Source organism: Pseudomonas allii, from assembly GCF_055380095.1.
On sequence record NZ_AP039450.1, the window covers coordinates 842,651 to 860,460 of the forward strand.

At 61.3% G+C, this 17,810-nt stretch carries 19 protein-coding genes and 1 tRNA gene; 6 read left to right on the forward strand and 14 right to left on the reverse strand.

What is annotated here, in order from left to right:
* Positions 1-109: 109 nt before the first annotated feature.
* The 5 genes from ACZ445_RS03680 to ACZ445_RS03700 all read right to left on the reverse strand — a co-directional run bounded on the left by ACZ445_RS03680 (position 110) and on the right by ACZ445_RS03700 (position 4,408).
* A complete protein-coding gene (locus ACZ445_RS03680) occupies positions 110-1,051 on the reverse strand; it encodes a ribose-phosphate pyrophosphokinase (protein ID WP_003208392.1) in 942 nt (313 codons plus the stop codon).
* Positions 1,052-1,097: 46 nt separating this feature from the next.
* Positions 1,098-1,172: transfer RNA gene (locus ACZ445_RS03685), tRNA-Gln, on the reverse strand.
* Between the two features lie 36 nt (positions 1,173-1,208).
* Complete coding sequence (gene ispE / locus ACZ445_RS03690; protein WP_058423111.1) at positions 1,209-2,060, reverse strand: 4-(cytidine 5'-diphospho)-2-C-methyl-D-erythritol kinase; 852 nt, start codon at positions 2,058-2,060, stop codon at positions 1,209-1,211.
* A 1-nt stretch (position 2,061) separates the two neighbouring features.
* Positions 2,062-2,679: a lipoprotein insertase outer membrane protein LolB gene (lolB, locus tag ACZ445_RS03695; RefSeq protein WP_058423110.1), complete on the reverse strand. Its 618-nt coding sequence runs from the start codon at positions 2,677-2,679 to the stop codon at positions 2,062-2,064.
* A gap of 4 nt (positions 2,680-2,683) precedes the next feature.
* Positions 2,684-4,408 (reverse strand): tetratricopeptide repeat protein, encoded by a 1,725-nt coding sequence (locus tag ACZ445_RS03700; RefSeq protein WP_058423109.1) that lies wholly within the window; start codon positions 4,406-4,408, stop codon positions 2,684-2,686.
* A 182-nt stretch (positions 4,409-4,590) separates the two neighbouring features.
* Between ACZ445_RS03700 and hemA the strand changes: the two genes are divergently transcribed.
* The 6 genes from hemA (at position 4,591) to ACZ445_RS03730 (ending at position 9,958) form a co-directional block, all read left to right on the forward strand.
* Positions 4,591-5,880: a glutamyl-tRNA reductase gene (gene hemA, locus ACZ445_RS03705; protein ID WP_058423108.1), complete on the forward strand. Its 1,290-nt coding sequence runs from the start codon at positions 4,591-4,593 to the stop codon at positions 5,878-5,880.
* Positions 5,877-6,959 carry a peptide chain release factor 1 gene (prfA, locus tag ACZ445_RS03710; protein WP_058423107.1) on the forward strand — a complete coding sequence of 361 codons (1,083 nt, stop codon included), beginning with the start codon at positions 5,877-5,879 and terminating at the stop codon, positions 6,957-6,959. The genes hemA and prfA overlap by 4 nt, the downstream gene beginning before the upstream one ends.
* Positions 6,960-7,790, forward strand: a complete 831-nt coding sequence (gene prmC, locus ACZ445_RS03715) for a peptide chain release factor N(5)-glutamine methyltransferase (RefSeq protein ID WP_058423106.1) — start codon at positions 6,960-6,962, stop codon at positions 7,788-7,790.
* Positions 7,784-8,539 (forward strand): molybdopterin-synthase adenylyltransferase MoeB, encoded by a 756-nt coding sequence (gene moeB / locus ACZ445_RS03720; RefSeq protein ID WP_058423105.1) that lies wholly within the window; start codon positions 7,784-7,786, stop codon positions 8,537-8,539. Before prmC ends, moeB begins: the two co-directional genes overlap by 7 nt.
* Positions 8,532-9,326, forward strand: coding sequence for a glutamate racemase (gene murI / locus ACZ445_RS03725; RefSeq protein ID WP_058423104.1), 795 nt, complete (start codon positions 8,532-8,534; stop codon positions 9,324-9,326). Before moeB ends, murI begins: the two co-directional genes overlap by 8 nt.
* 113 nt (positions 9,327-9,439) lie before the next feature.
* A complete protein-coding gene (locus ACZ445_RS03730; protein ID WP_058423103.1) occupies positions 9,440-9,958 on the forward strand; it encodes an acyloxyacyl hydrolase in 519 nt (172 codons plus the stop codon).
* Positions 9,959-10,093: 135 nt separating this feature from the next.
* Here the strand turns inward: ACZ445_RS03730 and ACZ445_RS03735 are convergent, their stop codons facing one another.
* From ACZ445_RS03735 to ACZ445_RS03775, 9 genes are read right to left on the reverse strand one after another with little or no spacing between them, the layout of a single operon-like run.
* Positions 10,094-10,399, reverse strand: a complete 306-nt coding sequence (locus ACZ445_RS03735) for a YkgJ family cysteine cluster protein (protein WP_058423102.1) — start codon at positions 10,397-10,399, stop codon at positions 10,094-10,096.
* A gap of 52 nt (positions 10,400-10,451) precedes the next feature.
* On the reverse strand, positions 10,452-10,937 hold the full coding sequence (locus ACZ445_RS03740; RefSeq protein ID WP_058423101.1) for a DUF2878 domain-containing protein: 486 nt from the start codon (positions 10,935-10,937) through the stop codon (positions 10,452-10,454).
* Complete coding sequence (locus ACZ445_RS03745) at positions 10,930-12,201, reverse strand: SAM-dependent methyltransferase (RefSeq protein ID WP_179029651.1); 1,272 nt, start codon at positions 12,199-12,201, stop codon at positions 10,930-10,932. Before ACZ445_RS03745 ends, ACZ445_RS03740 begins: the two co-directional genes overlap by 8 nt.
* The gene (locus ACZ445_RS03750) at positions 12,188-12,997 is read right to left on the reverse strand and encodes a DUF1365 domain-containing protein (RefSeq protein ID WP_058423099.1); all 810 of its coding nucleotides are present in this window, start codon (positions 12,995-12,997) and stop codon (positions 12,188-12,190) included. The genes ACZ445_RS03745 and ACZ445_RS03750 overlap by 14 nt, the downstream gene beginning before the upstream one ends.
* Positions 12,994-14,241, reverse strand: a complete 1,248-nt coding sequence (locus tag ACZ445_RS03755) for an NAD(P)/FAD-dependent oxidoreductase (RefSeq protein ID WP_058423098.1) — start codon at positions 14,239-14,241, stop codon at positions 12,994-12,996. The genes ACZ445_RS03750 and ACZ445_RS03755 overlap by 4 nt, the downstream gene beginning before the upstream one ends.
* On the reverse strand, positions 14,238-15,020 hold the full coding sequence (locus ACZ445_RS03760; protein WP_179029650.1) for an SDR family NAD(P)-dependent oxidoreductase: 783 nt from the start codon (positions 15,018-15,020) through the stop codon (positions 14,238-14,240). The genes ACZ445_RS03755 and ACZ445_RS03760 overlap by 4 nt, the downstream gene beginning before the upstream one ends.
* The gene (locus tag ACZ445_RS03765; RefSeq protein ID WP_058423096.1) at positions 15,017-15,439 is read right to left on the reverse strand and encodes a nuclear transport factor 2 family protein; all 423 of its coding nucleotides are present in this window, start codon (positions 15,437-15,439) and stop codon (positions 15,017-15,019) included. The genes ACZ445_RS03760 and ACZ445_RS03765 overlap by 4 nt, the downstream gene beginning before the upstream one ends.
* Positions 15,432-16,877 carry a deoxyribodipyrimidine photo-lyase gene (phrB, locus tag ACZ445_RS03770; RefSeq protein ID WP_179029649.1) on the reverse strand — a complete coding sequence of 482 codons (1,446 nt, stop codon included), beginning with the start codon at positions 16,875-16,877 and terminating at the stop codon, positions 15,432-15,434. Before phrB ends, ACZ445_RS03765 begins: the two co-directional genes overlap by 8 nt.
* On the reverse strand, positions 16,878-17,807 hold the full coding sequence (locus tag ACZ445_RS03775) for a MerR family transcriptional regulator (RefSeq protein ID WP_058423094.1): 930 nt from the start codon (positions 17,805-17,807) through the stop codon (positions 16,878-16,880). It abuts the gene before it with no gap.
* Between the last annotated feature and the right edge of the window lie 3 nt (positions 17,808-17,810).

Consider the following 17,810-nt stretch of genomic DNA (forward strand, 5'->3'; position numbering starts at 1 on the left):
GCGGCGTTTGCGACCAGCGCCGGCCTCGACATGGGCAAAAAAGCCCCGCCCCAACAGAATGTCGGGGCGGGGCGCTTTTCGTCAGTGGAATGTACCGAAGGTTTGACCCTTAGCGGAACATCGCGCTGATCGATTCTTCATTGCTGATACGGCGAACCGCCTCGGCAACAACCGGTGCGATATCCAGTTGACGGATACGCGAACAGGCTTGAGCAGCTGCGGACAACGGGATGGTGTTGGTCACCACCAGCTCGTCCAGCATGGAATTCTCGATGTTCTCGATCGCTCGGCCCGACAGCACAGGGTGCGTGCAGTAGGCGAAGACTTTAGCCGCACCGTGCTCTTTCAAGGCTTTCGCCGCGTGGCACAGGGTGCCGGCGGTGTCGACCATGTCATCAACCAGAATACAGGTACGCCCTTCGACATCACCGATGATATGCATCACTTCAGAGTGATTGGCTTTCTCGCGGCGTTTGTCGATGATCCCGAGGTCCACGCCCAGGGATTTGGCAACGGCCCGTGCACGCACGACGCCACCAATGTCCGGGGACACGATCATCAGGTTTTCAAAGCGCTGGTCTTCGATGTCATCCACCAATACAGGGGAGCCGTAGATGTTATCTACCGGAATATCGAAGAACCCCTGGATTTGGTCAGCGTGCAGGTCAACCGTGAGCACACGGTCGATACCTACCACGGTCAGCATGTCAGCAACGACTTTCGCGCTGATGGCCACACGTGCGGAACGCGGACGGCGATCCTGACGGGCATAACCAAAGTAAGGGATTACAGCTGTGATTCGAGTCGCTGAGGAGCGGCGGAAGGCATCAGCCATCACGACGAGTTCCATCAGGTTATCGTTGGTCGGAGCGCAGGTCGGCTGAATAATGAAGACGTCTTTACCGCGAACGTTTTCATTGATCTCGGCTGTAATTTCGCCGTCGGAGAATTTACCGACAGAGATGTCACCGAGAGGGATATGCAGCTGACGTACGACACGTCGAGCCAGATCGGGGTTGGCGTTCCCCGTAAAGACCATCATCTTGGACACGCGCAGTACCTAGAGGCTGAGGGTAACCTGGATGAGTATAGGAAAATGGCAGGGGCGGCTGGATTCGAACCAACGCATGGCAGGATCAAAACCTGCTGCCTTACCGCTTGGCGACGCCCCTGTATCTGTTGCAACGAGTGCCTAACACTCGGTTCCTTTAGAGCAGACTTTGCAACTTGCGATGCAACATCGAAACGTTGCTTCCCTTTGCTACAAACCCTGTAAGGGTCTCTGTAAGAAGGGCCGAGACTTTATCAGCTTCAGCTTTGCTTGGGAAGCCCCCAAACACACAACTTCCAGTTCCGGTTAATTTTGCTTCGGTAAATTTACCTAACAAATTCAAAGCGTTACGTACCTCTGGATAACGCCTTGCTACAACCGGTAAGCAGTCATTTCGACTGTTTCCCTTGGGAACGGGGCGCACTTTAATGGGAGAAGAGTTACGTGTCAACAACGGATCTGAAAAAATTTCTGCTGTACTTACAGATACTTGCGGCACAAGCACGACATACCACGGCTCTTCGGGGTATTCCGGGGTGAGTTTCTCCCCCACGCCCTCGGCGAAAGCCGCGTGCCCACGCACGAAAACCGGGACGTCGGCGCCCAGTGTCAGGCCCAGCGCAGCCAGGCGATCATGGTCCCAACCCAGTTGCCACAAGTGATTCAGGCCCAGCAAAGTCGTCGCGGCATTCGAGCTGCCACCGCCGATGCCACCGCCCATGGGCAGGATTTTATCGATCCAGATATCGATGCCGAGCACGCAACCGGATTGCTCCTGAAGTTTTTTTGCGGCCTTCACGATCAGGTTGCTGTCGTGAGGCACGCCTTCGAATTCGGTATGCAGCTTGATCACGCCATCGTCGCGTACGGCGAAGGTCAGCTCGTCGCCGTAGTCGAGGAATTGAAACAGCGTCTGCAGTTCGTGATAGCCGTCTTCACGGCGACCCAGGATGTGCAGCATCAGGTTGAGCTTGGCCGGGGAGGGCAGGGTCAATGTTTGTACGGACACGTTATTGCCCCAGTTTGCGTGGTTGCCAGTCCTTGATCACCAAGGTGACGTCAAGGTCGGTGCCATGCAGCTTGATGCGCTCGGGCAGCCAATAACCGCTTTGCTCTACATAGCTCAAATACTCGACCTGCCAACCATCCTGCTCCAGGCTGGCCAGGCGGCTGTCGCCGTTAAGGCTCAGGCGACTCTTGCTGTCAGGTGCGGGCAAGCCGCGTACCCACCACACCAGGTGGGACACCGGCAACTTCCAGCCGATCTGTTGTTCCAGCAATTCTTCCGGAGAAGCCGCTTCGTAGCGGCCCTGGTTGGCCACTTCAAGGCTGACTTGCCCCGGCCGGCCGGTCAGGCGTGCGGCGCCACGGCCCAGCGGACCCGACAGGCGAATATCGTAGTAATCCTGGCGTTGCAGCCAGAACAGCGTTCCGCTGCCGGAATCCTTTGGCGCGCGAACCCCTACTTTGCCTTCGATCTGCCAGCCATCGATGCTGCTGAGCTGGTTCTTGTGCTGCTTCCATTGCGCCGGGTTGCCCTGGCCCTCAACGGATTCACGGCTGCCGATGCCCGCGCAACCGGCGAGCAGGGCGATGAAACTGAAAATAACAACATGGCGCAAAAACATAAGCTTAAAGGGTCTCGGATCCGGTCAGGCGCTTGATGGTGCCGCGCAGGATGGGGCTTTCGGGTTGTTCCTTGAGGAATTTCTCCCAGATCTGCCGTGCTTCACGCTGTTTGCCATTGGCCCACAGCACTTCGCCCAGGTGCGCGGCTACTTCCTGGTCGGGGAAGCGTTCCAGTGCCAGGCGCAACAAGCGTTCGGCTTCGTCCAGGTTGCCCAGGCGGTAATTCACCCAGCCCAGGCTGTCGAGCACGGCCGGGTCTTCCGGGTTGAGCTTGTGGGCTTGTTCGATCAGCACCTTGGCTTCATCGTAGCGCGTGGTGCGGTCGGACAAGGTGTAGCCCAGGGCGTTGAGGGCCATGGCGTTGTCCGGATCGCGCTTGATGATCAGGCGCAGGTCTTTTTCCATCTGTGCCAGGTCATTGCGTTTTTCCGCCTGCATGGCGCGGGTGTATAGCAAGTTCAAATCGTCCGGGAATTGCAGCAACGCTTGTTGCAGCAACTTCCAGGCGCGCTCGCCCTGGTTGTTGGCCGACAGGGTTTCGGCCTGGATCAGGTAGAGCTGGATCGCGTAGTCCGGCTCGGCATCCCGCGCGGCGGCCAGGCGTTTCTCCGCCTCGTCGGTGCGGCCGTTGCTCATCAGGATATCGGCCTGGCGCAATTGGGCGGGCAGGTAGTCGTTACCGGGGCCGACCTGGGCGTACTCGAGCAGGGCGGCTTGCGGATCGTTGCGCTCTTCGGCGATACGGCCGAGGTTCAGATGCGCCGAGTCCACGTGACTTTCACGCTGGATCAACTCTTCCAGGTAGCCCTTGGCCTCGTCCCAGGCCTTGGCTTCCAGGCAGACCAGTGCCAGGGAGTAACGCAATTCATCGTCGTCCGGGTATTGCTGGACCAGGTTGGCGAACTGCACTTTGGCGTCCCCCATGCGGTCCTGTTCCACCAGCATGCGTGCGTAAGTCAGGCGCAGGCGCTTGTCGTCCGGATACTTCTTGAGGCTTTTTTCCAGCAGTGGAATCGCTTCCTTGCCGCGATTGAGATTCTGCAACAGGCGTGCGCGCAGCAGGATCGGCGCAATTTCGCCTTCTTCCGGCGGATTCTGCTCCAGCAGCTTCAGTGCGGCGTCGGCTTCATCATCCTGTTGCAGCAGCAACGCCTTGCCGAAAATCAGCTGGCTGTTCTTCGGGTGCTTTTGCAGTAGGCGGTCGAAACTCTTCATCAGGCCATTGCGCGTGTCCTGGTCGGTGTCGGCGGCCGACAGCGCGAGGAAGTCGAAATGGGTGTCGCCCTTGCCCTGCAGGACTTTCTCCATATAGACCATGGAGTCGTCATAGCGCCCGGCGCGTGCCAATTGAATGGCTGCCGCCCGCTGTGCTTCCAGGTCGTCCGGGGCGTTTTTCGCCCAGATCAGCGAGGAGTCTAGCGCAGCCTGATCGGCCCCCAGGTACTCGGCGATGCGGAAGGCCCGCTCGGAAATCCCCGGATCCTGGGTGTTGATGGCCTGGGTCACGTAGTTATCCAGCGCAATGTCGAAGCGATTGCGTTGGCCGGCCAGTTCCGCGGTCAGCAGGCTGTACACCGTTTCTTCGCTGAACGAAGAGTAAACCTTGGGCTTTTCAGGGGCGGGGGTGCTGTCTTCCACCGGTGGCGTACCGTCCGGCGACACGGGGGCCATGGCCTGGCAGCCGCTGAGAAAGACAAAGGCGAGGAGCAACGCGGAAGATCTATTCATATAGGAAGAGGACGACTAACCTGCGGTCGGATCATCATGACACAAGCCTTCGGCCAAACATAACCGAGTCTCAGTTGATGCCTTTATAGACACAAGGCATTAGGACAATAGACGACGGTGGTTGTTCTGAATCTTTCGAAGTAGGACAATTGTCGGCTTCCCGACATCATCAGCGATATTGAATGGCCTTCCTCGCACTCGGTATTAACCACAAGACTGCCTCCGTAGACGTGCGCGAGCGCGTGGCGTTTACGCCGGAGCAGTTGGTTGAGGCCCTGCAGCAGCTCTGCCGGCTCACCGACAGTCGCGAAGCTGCGATCCTTTCGACCTGCAATCGCAGCGAGCTTTATATAGAGCAGGAGCATCTTTCAGCGGATGTCGTACTGCGCTGGCTGGCCGATTACCATCATTTGGACCTCGATGACCTTCGCGCCAGCGCTTATGTGCACGAAGAGGATGCGGCAGTTCGTCACATGATGCGTGTGGCGGCCGGTCTCGATTCGCTGGTGTTGGGCGAGCCGCAGATTCTGGGCCAGATGAAGTCCGCCTACGCCGTGGCGCGTGAAGCCGGCACCGTCGGTCCGCTGCTGGGGCGGCTGTTCCAGGCCACCTTCAATTCTGCCAAGCAGGTGCGCACCGACACCGCGATCGGCGAAAACCCGGTGTCCGTGGCGTTTGCCGCCGTCAGCCTGGCCAAACAGATTTTCAGTGACTTGCAGCGCAGCCAGGCGCTGCTGATCGGCGCTGGCGAGACCATCACCCTGGTTGCCCGTCACCTGCATGACCTGGGCGTGAAGCGTATCGTGGTCGCCAACCGCACACTGGAACGCGCCAGCATCCTCGCCGAGCAGTTCGGCGCCCATGCGGTGTTGCTGGCGGACATTCCGGCCGAACTGGTGCGCAGCGATATCGTCATCAGCTCCACCGCCAGCCAATTGCCGATCCTGGGCAAGGGCGCGGTGGAGAGCGCGCTGAAGCTGCGCAAGCACAAGCCGATCTTCATGGTGGATATTGCCGTTCCCCGGGATATCGAGCCCGAAGTCGGCGAGTTAGACGACGTTTATCTCTATAGCGTCGACGATCTACACGAAGTGGTCGCCGAAAACCTCAAGAGCCGCCAGGGTGCTGCCCAGGCCGCCGAGGAGATGGTCAGCACCGGCGCCGAAGACTTCATGGTGCGCCTGCGTGAACTGGCGGCGGTGGACGTCCTCAAGGCGTATCGTCAGCAAGGCGAACGCCTGCGCGACGAGGAATTGATAAAGGCCCAGCGCTTGCTGGCCAACGGCAGCAGCGCCGAGGAGGTGCTGATGCAACTGGCCCGTGGCCTTACCAACAAATTGCTGCATGCACCCAGCGTGCAACTGAAAAAGCTTACCGCCGAAGGCCGCCTCGATGCGCTGGCCATGGCCCAGGAACTCTTTGCCCTCGGTGAGGGCGCGTCAGATAGCTCTTCGGATAAAAAACCGCAATGAAAGCGTCACTGCTCAATAAACTGGACGTGCTCCAGGACCGTTTCGAAGAACTGACCGCCTTGCTCGGCGATGGCGAGGTCATTTCCGATCAGACCAAGTTCCGTACCTATTCCAAGGAATACGCCGAAGTTGAGCCCGTTGTGGCCACTTACAAGCATCTGCTGAAGGTGCAGGCCGACCTTGAAGGTGCCCAGGCACTGCTCAAGGACAGCGACCCGGACATGCGCGAAATGGCCGTGGAAGAAGTCCGCGAAGCCAAGGAAAAACTCGCCGAGCTGGAAGGCGACCTGCAACGCATGCTGCTGCCCAAGGACCCGAATGACGGGCGCAACGTGTTCCTCGAAATCCGCGCCGGTACCGGCGGCGACGAGGCGGCGATCTTCTCCGGCGACCTGTTCCGTATGTATTCGCGGTATGCCGAGCGTCGCGGCTGGCGCGTAGAAATCCTGTCCGAGAACGAAGGCGAGCACGGCGGCTATAAAGAAGTCATCGCGCGGGTCGAGGGCGACAACGTCTACGGCAAGCTCAAATTCGAGTCCGGCGCCCATCGCGTGCAGCGGGTTCCAGCGACTGAATCCCAAGGCCGTATTCACACGTCTGCCTGCACGGTGGCCGTGTTGCCAGAACCGGACGAGCAGGAAGCCATCGAGATCAACCCGGCCGACCTGCGCATCGACACCTACCGCTCCTCGGGCGCTGGTGGTCAGCACGTCAACAAGACCGACTCGGCGATCCGCATCACGCACTTGCCGTCGGGCATCGTGGTGGAGTGCCAGGAAGAGCGCTCCCAGCACAAGAACCGTGCGCGGGCCATGTCCTGGCTGTCGGCCAAACTCAATGACCAGCAGACCAGCGCCGCTGCCAACGCGATTGCCAGCGAGCGCAAATTGCTGGTGGGCTCGGGCGACCGCTCCGAGCGCATTCGTACCTACAACTTTGCCCAGGGCCGGGTCACCGACCACCGAGTCAACCTCACCCTTTACTCCCTGGACGAGATACTTGCTGGTGGCGTGGACGCGGTGATCGAGCCGTTGCTCGCCGAATACCAGGCCGATCAACTGGCCGCGATAGGTGAATAAATGACCATCATCGCCAGCCTGCTGCGTGCCGCCGACTTGCCCGACTCGCCCACGGCGCGCCTGGATGCCGAACTGTTGCTGGCGGCTGCCCTGGGCAAGTCGCGCAGCTACCTGCACACCTGGCCCGAGAAAATCGTCAGCAGCGAGCACGCGCTGACCTTTGCCGGCTACCTGCAGCGCCGTCGCGGCGGTGAGCCGGTGGCCTATATCCTCGGCCAGCAAGGCTTCTGGAAGCTGGACCTGGAGGTCGCGCCCCACACGCTGATCCCGCGTCCGGATACCGAATTGTTGGTGGAAACCGCCCTGGAATTGTTGCCCGCCACGCCCGCCAAGGTCCTCGACCTGGGCACCGGCAGCGGCGCCATCGCCCTGGCCCTGGCCAGTGAGCGCCCGGCCTGGCAGGTCACCGCCGTCGACCGTGTACTGGAAGCCGTGGCCCTGGCCGAGCGCAACCGCCAGCGGCTGCACCTCAATAACGCCACGGTGCTGAACAGTGATTGGTTCAGCGCGCTGCAAGGTCATACCTATGACTTGATCATCAGCAACCCGCCGTACATTGCCGCCAACGATCCGCACCTGGTGGCGGGCGACGTGCGTTTCGAGCCGGCCAGCGCACTGGTGGCCGGCCATGATGGCTTGGACGACCTGCGCTTGATCATCAAGGAGGCCCCGGCCCACCTGAATGCCGGCGGCCGGCTGTTGCTGGAGCACGGTTACGACCAGGCCCCGGCCGTGCGCGACCTGCTGTTGAGTGAAGGTTTTGAAGCGGTGCACAGCCGCATCGACCTCGGCGGCCATGAGCGCATCACCCTGGGGCGCCGGCCGTGCTGACCGATCAGGAGCTGTTGCGCTATAGCCGACAGATTCTGTTGCAGCATGTCGACATCGACGGCCAATTGCGCTTGAAAAACGGCCGTGCCTTGATCGTCGGCCTCGGTGGCCTGGGTGCGCCCGTCGCGTTGTACCTCGCAGCCGCCGGCGTCGGCGAGTTGCATTTGGCGGACTTCGACACGGTCGACCTGACCAACCTGCAACGCCAGGTCATCCATGACACTGACAGCGTCGGGCAGACCAAGGTCGACTCGGCCCTGCGTCGCCTGGCGGCGATCAATCCCGAGATTCAACTGGTCGCCCACCGCACCGCGCTGGATGCCGACTCCCTGGCGGCGGCGGTCGCGGCGGTCGACGTAGTGCTTGATTGCAGCGACAACTTCTCCACCCGCGAAGCCGTCAACGCGGCCTGCGTCGCCGCCGGCAAGCCCTTGATCAGCGGCGCGGCGATCCGTCTTGAAGGGCAGCTGTCGGTGTTCGACCCGCGTCGCGCCGACAGCCCGTGCTACCACTGTCTATATGGGCACGGCAGTGACACCGAACTCACCTGCAGCGAAGCCGGCGTGGTCGGCCCACTGGTCGGTGTGGTCGGTAGCCTGCAAGCCCTGGAAGCCTTGAAACTGCTGGCCGGTTTCGGTGAACCGTTGGTAGGCCGCTTGCTGCTGATCGACGCCTTGGCCACACGTTTTCGCGAGCTGCGCGTCAAGCGTGACCCCGGTTGCAGCGTGTGCGGGACGCCACATGGTTAAGGGCGCGCCGATCGGTGTGTTCGATTCCGGTATCGGTGGCTTGACCGTGCTGGACGAAATCCAGCAGCTATTGCCCCAGGAATCACTGCTGTACGTGGCCGATTGCGGACACATCCCCTACGGCGAGAAAAGCCCGGCGTTTATCCTTGAGCGCTCCCGGCAGGTGGCGGCATTTTTCCAGGCGCAGGGCGCCAAAGCCTTCGTGATTGCCTGTAATACCGCTACGGTTGCCGCCGTGGCTGATCTGCGTCGGGATTTTCCCTATTGGCCGTTGGTGGGCATGGAGCCTGCTGTCAAACCGGCGGCGGCAGCCACCCGCAGCGGCGTGGTTGGGGTGCTTGCCACCACCGGCACGCTGCAAAGCGCCAAGTTCGCCGCATTACTCGACCGTTTCGCCACCGATGTGAAGGTCATCACCCAGCCATGCCCGGGCCTGGTGGAACTGATCGAAAGCGGTGACCTGACCAGCCCGGCCTTGCGCCAGTTGTTGCAGGGCTATATCGACCCGCTGCTCAGCACCGGTTGCGACACCATCATCCTCGGCTGCACCCACTATCCCTTCCTCAGGCCGCTCCTGGCGCAGATGCTGCCCCCCAGCATTATCCTCATCGACACCGGCGCTGCCGTGGCCCGCCAGCTCAAGCGTTTACTGGGCGAGCGCGACCTGCTGGCCGTCGGCAATCCAGCACCGGCACAGTTCTGGACCAGTGGCGATGTGCATCACCTAAGAAATATCCTACCGACACTATGGAAATATCCGGGCTTTGTGAGAAGCTTCGACTCGTGAAAATTTCGTGAAATACCCGCGTTATTAGCTGGAACTTCTGGCTACACGCCAGCTTCCTATAGCGAGATAGCCTGTAGAAAACCATATAACTTCGTTCGGAAAGGATGTTTCTTATGAAGCGCTTGTTCTGTTTGGCTGCGATTGCGGCCGCTGTAGTGGGGCACTCTGTTTCGGCGCAGGCCGCTGGCCTGGAACTGGGGGTGGGGAGCACCAGCGATTCGACCATGACCTACCGGCTGGGGCTGACATCGGACTGGGACAAAAGCTGGTGGCAGAGCGATACCGGCCGGTTGACCGGCTACTGGAGCGGCGCCTACACCTATTGGGATGGGGATAAGCGGGCCAGCGCCAGCAGCCTGTCGTTCTCGCCGGTGTTTGTGTATGAATTTGCCGGGGAATCGGTGAAGCCTTATATCGAGGCCGGGATCGGGGTGGCGGTGTTTTCCCGCACCAAGCTGGAAGACAACAACATCGGCCAGGCCTTTCAGTTCGAAGACCGCCTGGGTTTCGGCCTGCGTTTCGCGGGTGGGCATGAGGTGGGCATTCGTGCCACGCATTACTCCAACGCGGGCATCAGCAGCAATAACGATGGGGTAGAGAGCTACTCGTTGCACTACACCTTGCCGTTGTAACCCTTCAGGACACTGAAAAAAACATGTGGGAGGGGGCTCACCCCGATAGCAGTGGATCAGCCAGCACATCGGTACTGATATATCGCTTTCCGGGGGCAAGCCCCCTCCCACAGTTGATTGCCACAATCTTCAGCATCAGCGATAGGCGGTAGCGATGCCCTGTCGCTCTTCCAGGCACTCCGGCGCGCCCATCTCGAACTCCCGACAAATCAGTGGCCGCCGCTCGTAGATCGTGCACATCATCGTGTCCCGGTCCAGCGCCGCGCACCAGCCGTCGTCCAGGCGCAGCATCACTTCACCGCCCCACTCATCGGTATCGATATAGCGTTCCGGCACGCCGGTGTCGGTGATCAGCATGACTTCCAGCTGGCAGCAGCAGGCCGCGCACGTCGAGCAGGTGACGGCGGGTTCGACGATTTGGGTGTGGGGGATGTTGGGCATGGCGGCAGCTTCAAGCTTTGAGCGGCAAGCTGCAAGTAAAAGCCGACCGGTTTCAGTTTTTTGTGGCGGCGCGTGCCAGCAGTACGAAAAGCAAAGCCCACAGCAGCGCCAATCCGAACAGGCTCGGCCCCAGGGCGTACCCGAAACTCACGCCTGCCAATTGACTGCCGGCGTAGTAGGACATTGGTCCACCCACGGCGCCCAGTAAGGCTGCGCGCCACCAAGGTTGTGTACTCCAGGCCAGGCAGTGACGCAATGTGGTTGCCAGTAGCGCCCATAGCAGTATCAACCAGAGCGGAATCAAAGGCCCAGGTTCGATGAATTGAAAGAAACCAACGGTGCGCAACACCGTATCCACCAACGTGCCCAACAACGTTACGCCCAGGATCAACCTGCCGTCCTGAGCCCACGAACTTATCCACAGCAGGTGAATTGCCAGCACGGCAAGCCCCACCATTAACCACGCGCTGTCCCCACCCAGCACACAAGCAAACCAACCGCACTGAAACAGCACGGCATTGGCCAGCGTCTTAAGCATTGAAGCGCCCGAGCAGCGGCGGGTTGATCGCCGACGGCTTGGCCAGCAGCAATTGCGCGGTGCCAATGGTGCGCTCCATGAAGCCGCCTTCGCAGTAGCACAGGTAAAACTCCCACAGGCGCAGGAAGTATTCGTCGTAGCCCAACTCTGCGAGGCGACCGTGGGCGCGGCGGAAGTTCTCATGCCACAGGCGCAGGGTTCGTGCGTAGTGCAGGCCGAAATCTTCCATGTGCAGCAGGTTCATGTCGGTGTCGCGGCTGACGATGTGCAGCATGTTCTGCACACAGGGTAGGGCGCCGCCCGGGAAGATATAGCGCTGGATAAAATCCACGCTGCGCTTGGCCTGTTCAAAGCGTTGCTCACGAATGGTGATGGCTTGCAGCAACATCAGCCCATCATTCTTGAGCAAATGCGCGCACTGTTTGAAGTAGGTCGGCAGGAAGCGATGGCCCACCGCCTCGATCATCTCGATGGACACCAGCTTGTCGTATTGGCCGGTGAGGTCGCGGTAGTCCTGCAGCAGCAGCGTGACCTGGCCTTGCAACCCCTGGGCTTCGATGCGCTGTTGGGTGTAGGCGAACTGTTCCTTGGACAAGGTCGTGGTGGTGACCTGGCAGCCGTAATGCTGCGCCGCGTACAATGCCATGCTGCCCCAACCGGTGCCGATTTCCAGCAGGTGGTCGGTGCGTTTGAGGGCAAGCTTCTGGCAGATGCGCTCCAGCTTGTTCAACTGCGCCTGTTCAAGGGTGTCGTCGGGCGTCAGGAACTGCGCCGCCGAGTACATCATGGTCGGGTCGAGGAATTCTTCGAACAGGTCGTTGCCCAGGTCGTAGTGGGCGGCGATGTTCTTCTGCGAGCCCTTGCGCGTGTTGCGGTTGAGCCAGTGCAGGCCCTGGGTGAATGGCCGCGCCAGGCGTGCCAGGCCGCCTTCCATTGCATCGAGCACGTCCAGGTTGCTGACCATCACGCGCACCACGGCGGTCAGGTCCGGGCTGGTCCAGTAACCGTGGATAAACGCTTCGCCGGCGCCGATGGATCCGTTGGCGGCCACCAGGCCCCATACGGCAGAATCCAGAATCTGGATTTCTCCCAGCAAGTGCGCTTCCCGTGCGCCGAACACTTGCCGCTCGCCGTCCTCGATCACCACTAGCTGGCCATGGCGCAGTTGGCTGAGCTGGCGCAACACCGCCTTGCGCAGCAGCGCGGCGGTCATGCCGTTGACGTTCAGGCGGTGAGTCTTGACCGATAAGCTAGGGGATTTCATGGCGGCGATCCTTGGTGTACCCGACTGCGGTGCGAGAGGGGCCATCGGCGGCCCGGTGGGAAAAAATCGGCGTGCGTTTGAGCAACAGGCGCAGAGCCTGCCAATAAATGGCGAGACAGGTCTTGGCGGTCATCCAGGGGAAGCGCCACAGGTAGCGATGCAGGCTGTTGCGATCCAGCGTTTCTTTCTCCAGGCTCAACGTGGCGTCGAAGATTTTCTGCGTGCCCTGCCAATCGGCCATGTGCACGCCGAGCCTGGCGGCAGGAGGGCTGAAGCTCATGCGGTATTCCAGGTCGCGAGGTAGAAACGGCGACACATGAAAGGCCTTGGCCACGGCGAAATGCTGGTGCTCATCGGCGCCCAGGGCCTGGGCCGGTAGCACGTAGTGATAGCGTTCGCGCCATGGGGTGTTGGTCACTTCACACAGGATCGCGGCCAGAAGTCCGTCGGCCTCGAAGCAGTAGAAGAAACTCACGGGGTTAAAAGCCAGGCCCCAACTGCGGGCCTGGGTCAGTAGGCAGATAACGCCCTGGGGTTTATGCCCCAGTGCCTTGCCGACTTCCTGGCGCACGGCATCGCTCAAGTTCATGCCGGTGCGCGTCCATTCACGCAGGTAATCCTGCTGGCGAAAACCGAAGGGGGCCAGGCGACTGCGACCGGCCAGGGGCGAGAGCCCGAGCACTTGGTGTTCTTCGCTCAAATCCAGGTACAGCAGGCCGATGCGGTAGCGAAAGGCATGGGCCTTGGGCGCAAACCGCCGATGGGCGATCCAGCCGCTGTAAAGGGCGCTGTTCACAGGGTTTCCCCAAAGGCTTCGGCCACGCGCAATGCACTGACCACGCCGTCTTCGTGAAAACCGTTGGCCCAGTACGCGCCGCAGTAAAACGTCTGGCGCACACCGGATATTTCCTCGCGACGCGCTTGTGCCGCCACCGCCGCCAGGCTGTATTGCGGGTGGGCGTAGGTGTAGCGGGCCAGCACCTTCAGCGGGTTGATCATTGGCGTCTGGTTGAGGCTGACGCAAAACGTGGTGGCGCTGTCGATGCCTTGCAGGATGTTCATGTCATAGGTCACCGCCGCCTGTGCCTGGCGATTGCCGGTCAGCCGGTAATTCCAGCTGGCCCAGGCGAGTTTGCGGTCGGGCAACAGGCGCGTGTCGGTGTGCAGCACCACGTCGTTATCGGCGTAGGGCATGGCGCCGAGGATCTCCTGTTCGGCCTGGCTCGGGTCGGCCAGCAACGCCAGGGCCTGGTCGCTGTGGCAGGCGAACACCACGCGATCAAAGACTTCACTGCCGGCCGGGCTGTGGATAACCACACCGTCGTCGGTGCGCGCCACTTTATGCACAGGGCAATTGAGGCGGATCTGTTCGCGAAAACTGCGGGTCAAGGGTTCGATGTAGTTGCTTGAACCACCTTCGATCACACACCACTGCGGACGGTTGTTCACCGAGAGCAACCCGTGGTTCTTGAAAAAACGTACAAAGAACTGCAACGGGAACCCCAGCATATCGGCCAGGGACATCGACCAGATCGCCGCGCCCATCGGCACGATGTAGTGCCGCACAAACCGCTCGCCGTAACCTCCGGCGCTGAGGTAGTCGCCCAGGGTCATGTCGGCGCTGATGCGCTGCTCCTGCAGGTCCAGCGGCGCCTGGCGATTAAAGCGCAGGATATCGCGCAACATGCCCCAGAACCCCGGCGACAGGATGTTGCGACGTTGGGCAAACAGGCTGTTGAGGTTGTTGCCGTTGTACTCGAACCGGGTGTGCTCGTCGCACACCGAAAAGCTCATCTCGGTCGGTTTGAACGCCACCCCGATCTGCCCCAGCAGGCGGATGAAGTTGGGGTAGGTCCAGTCGTTGAACACAATGAAGCCGGTGTCGACCGCGTAGCGTTTACCCTCGACGGTGACGTTGACCGTGTGGGTATGCCCGCCGATGCGGTCGCCCGCTTCGAACAGGGTGATGTCGTGACGGCGGCTGAGCAGATAGGCGCTGGTCAGCCCGGCGATGCCGCTGCCGATAATGGCGATCTTCACAGGTCGTCCTTTTTCGGCGGCGGGCTGCGCAACATGCGCTTGCCGATGATCAGTTGCGCACGGTTCGGCAGTTTCGACAGGGGCCACAACGTGGCGATGAACAGTGCAGGAAAGGCGATTTCCAGCGGGCGCTTTTCCAGCTTGGCGAAAATGTGCCGTGCGGCTTTATCCGCCGGCCAACTAAGCGGCATGGGGAAGTCATTGCGCTCGGTCAGTGGTGTGTCGACAAAGCCCGGGCTGATCACGGTGACATCGATATTTTCCGGCGACAGGCTGATGCGCAAGGATTCGAACAGGTAGCGCAGACCAGCCTTGGACGCGCCATAGGCCTCGGCGCGGGGCATCGGCAGGTAGGTCACGGCGCTGGCGACACCCACCAGGTGCGGCGTGTGCCCGGCGCGCAGCAGCGGCAGGGCGGCTTCGATGCAATAACTGCTGGCCAACAGGTTGGTACGCACCACGTGCTCGATGATCGATGAGTCAAACTGCCGGGCATCCACGTATTCACAGGTGCCGGCATTGAGGATGACCGTGTCCAGGGCGCCCCAGGCCACGCCAATGCGTTCACCAATCTCGCGCACGGTCTGGCTGTTGGTCAGGTCGCCGGCCACCACCAGCACCTGGCCAGGGTAACGTTGGGCGAGGGCTTCCAGTGGGCCTTTCGAGCGTGAGCTCAAGGCGACGTGGGCGCCGCTGTTGAGCAACTCCACGGCCAGCGCGGCACCGATGCCACTGCTGGCGCCGGTCAGCCAATAACGGCGAGGCAATGTACGGCTCATCCCATTCTCCTTTTCAGCCAGCCAACGACGTTGCCCAACACGGGCAAGTGTTCGTAGAGCATGGCGCCGGCATCGAAATAATCGCGGTGGCGGTATACCTTGTCGCGCCACATCAAGTGCGAACAGCCTTCCACCCGGATCACCTTGCCGTTGGCCAGGCGTGGGTGGCAGAAACTCATTTTCCAGCGCAGGTAACCTTCACCTTCAGCTACCTGGTCGAAACCATGGAAGTCGAAGCGTAGCTGGCTGACGTTGCTGTACAGCTCGACGAAGTAGCGGTGCAGGGCGGGCAGGCCCTGCACTTCGTGCAGCGGGTCGGTAAAGCGGATGTCCTGGCTGTACAGGCTGTCGAGCAGGTGCAGGTTGTGCTTGTCCAGCGTGGAAAAGGCCTGGGCGAAGCGGCGCAGGAAGTCACTCATACTCGCCCCCTGCGGCTTGTCGCGAGGGCAGGCTGCGGAAGGCGGCCAGGGCGCGTTCACGGGACTTTTTCAGGTCGACAATCGAGCGCGGGTAATCGGCTACGCCGAACAAACCACCGGCGGCTTCGGGGTTGTGTACTTCCTTTTTATTCAACGCGGCCAGTTCCGGCAGCCAGTGCTTGATGAACAGCCCTTCGCTGTCGAATTTTTCCGACTGGCTCAAGGGGCTGAAAATCCGGAAGTATGGCGCCGAGTCGGTGCCGGTGGACGAACTCCACTGCCAGCCGCCGTTATTGGCCGCCAGGTCGCCGTCGATCAGATGGCGCATGAAGAAACGCTCGCCCTCGCGCCAGTCGATCAGCAGGTTCTTGGTCAGGAACATCGCCACCACCATGCGCAGGCGGTTGTGCATCCAGCCGGTTTCGAGCAGTTGGCGCATGGCGGCGTCGATGATCGGCAGGCCGGTGCGCGCTTGCTGCCAGGCGGCCAGGTCCTTGGGCGCATTGCGCCAGGCGACGGCTTCGGTCTCGGGGCGGAACGCCCGGTGGCGCGATACCCGTGGGTAACCCACCAGGATGTGTTTGTAGAACTCACGCCACAGCAGTTCGTTGATCCAGGTGATGGCGCCCATGTCGCCGCTTTCAAACTCGCCGCCGTTGGTTTGCAGCGCGGCGTGCAGGCACTGGCGCGGCGATATCACGCCGGCGGCGAGGTACGCCGACAGCTGGCTGGTGCCGGGCTTGGCGGGGAAGTCGCGTTCGTCCTTGTAGTAGCTGATCTGCTGGTCGGCGAACGCGTCGAGGCGGCGCCGGGCTTCGTCTTCACCAGCAGGCCAGAGGGCACGCAGAGTCTCGCTGGGCGGCTCGAAACCGTCGACTGTCTTCGGGACCGGGTCGCTTTTTAGCGTGAGCGCAGCCTGGGCCTTGGGGGCCGCGACTATCCGGGGCAGGGCGCTGTGCAGGCGGCTGTAGCAGACCTTGCGGAACTGGCTGAACACCTGGAAGTAAGTACCGGTCTTGGTCAACACGCTACCGGGCTGGAAGAACAGCTGGTCCAGGTAGCTGTGGAAGCTGATGCCCGCCGACTCCAATGCCTTGGACACGGCCGCATCACGACGGCTTTCATGGATGCCGTATTCCTCATTGACGTGCACCGACTCCACCGCCAGTTCACGGCACAGCGTGCCCAGCACGTCGGGCACCTGGTCCCAGGTGGTTGCGGTACGGATCAGCAGGGGAATGTTCAGCTTGCCGAGGGTCTTGCTCAGCTCATCCAGATTGCGCAGCCAGAAATCCACTTTGCACGGTGCATCGTCATGGGCCAGCCATTGTTCGGGCGTGATCAGGTACACGGCGGCGATCGGCCCCCGCTGGCTTGCGGCGGTCAGGGCGGTGTTGTCGTGTAGGCGCAGGTCGGTGCGCAGCCAGATCAAATGCATTTAAACGAGTCCACGCTGGATCAGTAGCTGGTGGGCCGACAACAACTCTTCGGCGACGAACAATTCAGGGATGTCATGGGTTAATACGGCCAACTCGGCCTGGTGGATGCATACCGTTGGTCCGACGATCAACTTTGGGCAACGGACGCCGACCAAAAGTTTTGCCAGCACCGACACATGCAGCGCTCTGCTCGAATACAGCAGCACGGCCCGCGGTTGCAGGTGCTCCACCGCCAGGGCCAGTTCACCGGCGGGCAACGGCCAGTCGAACACCTCCACCGGGCAATCGGCGCTGCTGGCGAGCCAGGCGCTGAGCCACAGGTGTGGCTCCAGGGGCAGGTCGGACTGATTGACCAGCAACAATGGCGCGCCGTGCAGCTGGCGATTGTTGTGGTAGATGCGTGCGCCGAATTTGCTGCGCAGCCATGAGAGGAAAAACACCCGCTCCATCTGCGCGCCGAACTGGCCTTGCCAACGCTGTTCCAGCTCTCGCAGCAGAGGCAGCATCAATTGCTCGCTCAACGTGCGCGGCGGGTACAGCGCCATGGCCTGGTTGAAGGCGTCATCGACCCGGCGTTCGCTCAATTCGCTGATGGCCTGCACCAGGTTCTGGCGCAGGCTGTGCCACTCGTTTTCCACCGCCTCGGGAACGGACTGGGCGGAGTCGATCAGGCCTTTGACCTGGCTCACCGGCACGCCGCGATTGAGCCAGGTGAGGATGGTGTGGATGCGCTGCACATGCTCGGCACTGAACAGCCGATGGCCCTTGGGCGTGCGCTGGGGCACGATCAGGCCGTAACGGCGTTCCCAGGCGCGCAGGGTCACGGCGTTGACGCCGGTCTGGCGCGCCACTTCGCGGATCGGCAGCCAGCCATCTTCCAGGGCTTGGGCGATGTCTTCACCGGGTTCGTCTAGCAGGGCAGCTTTCATGGT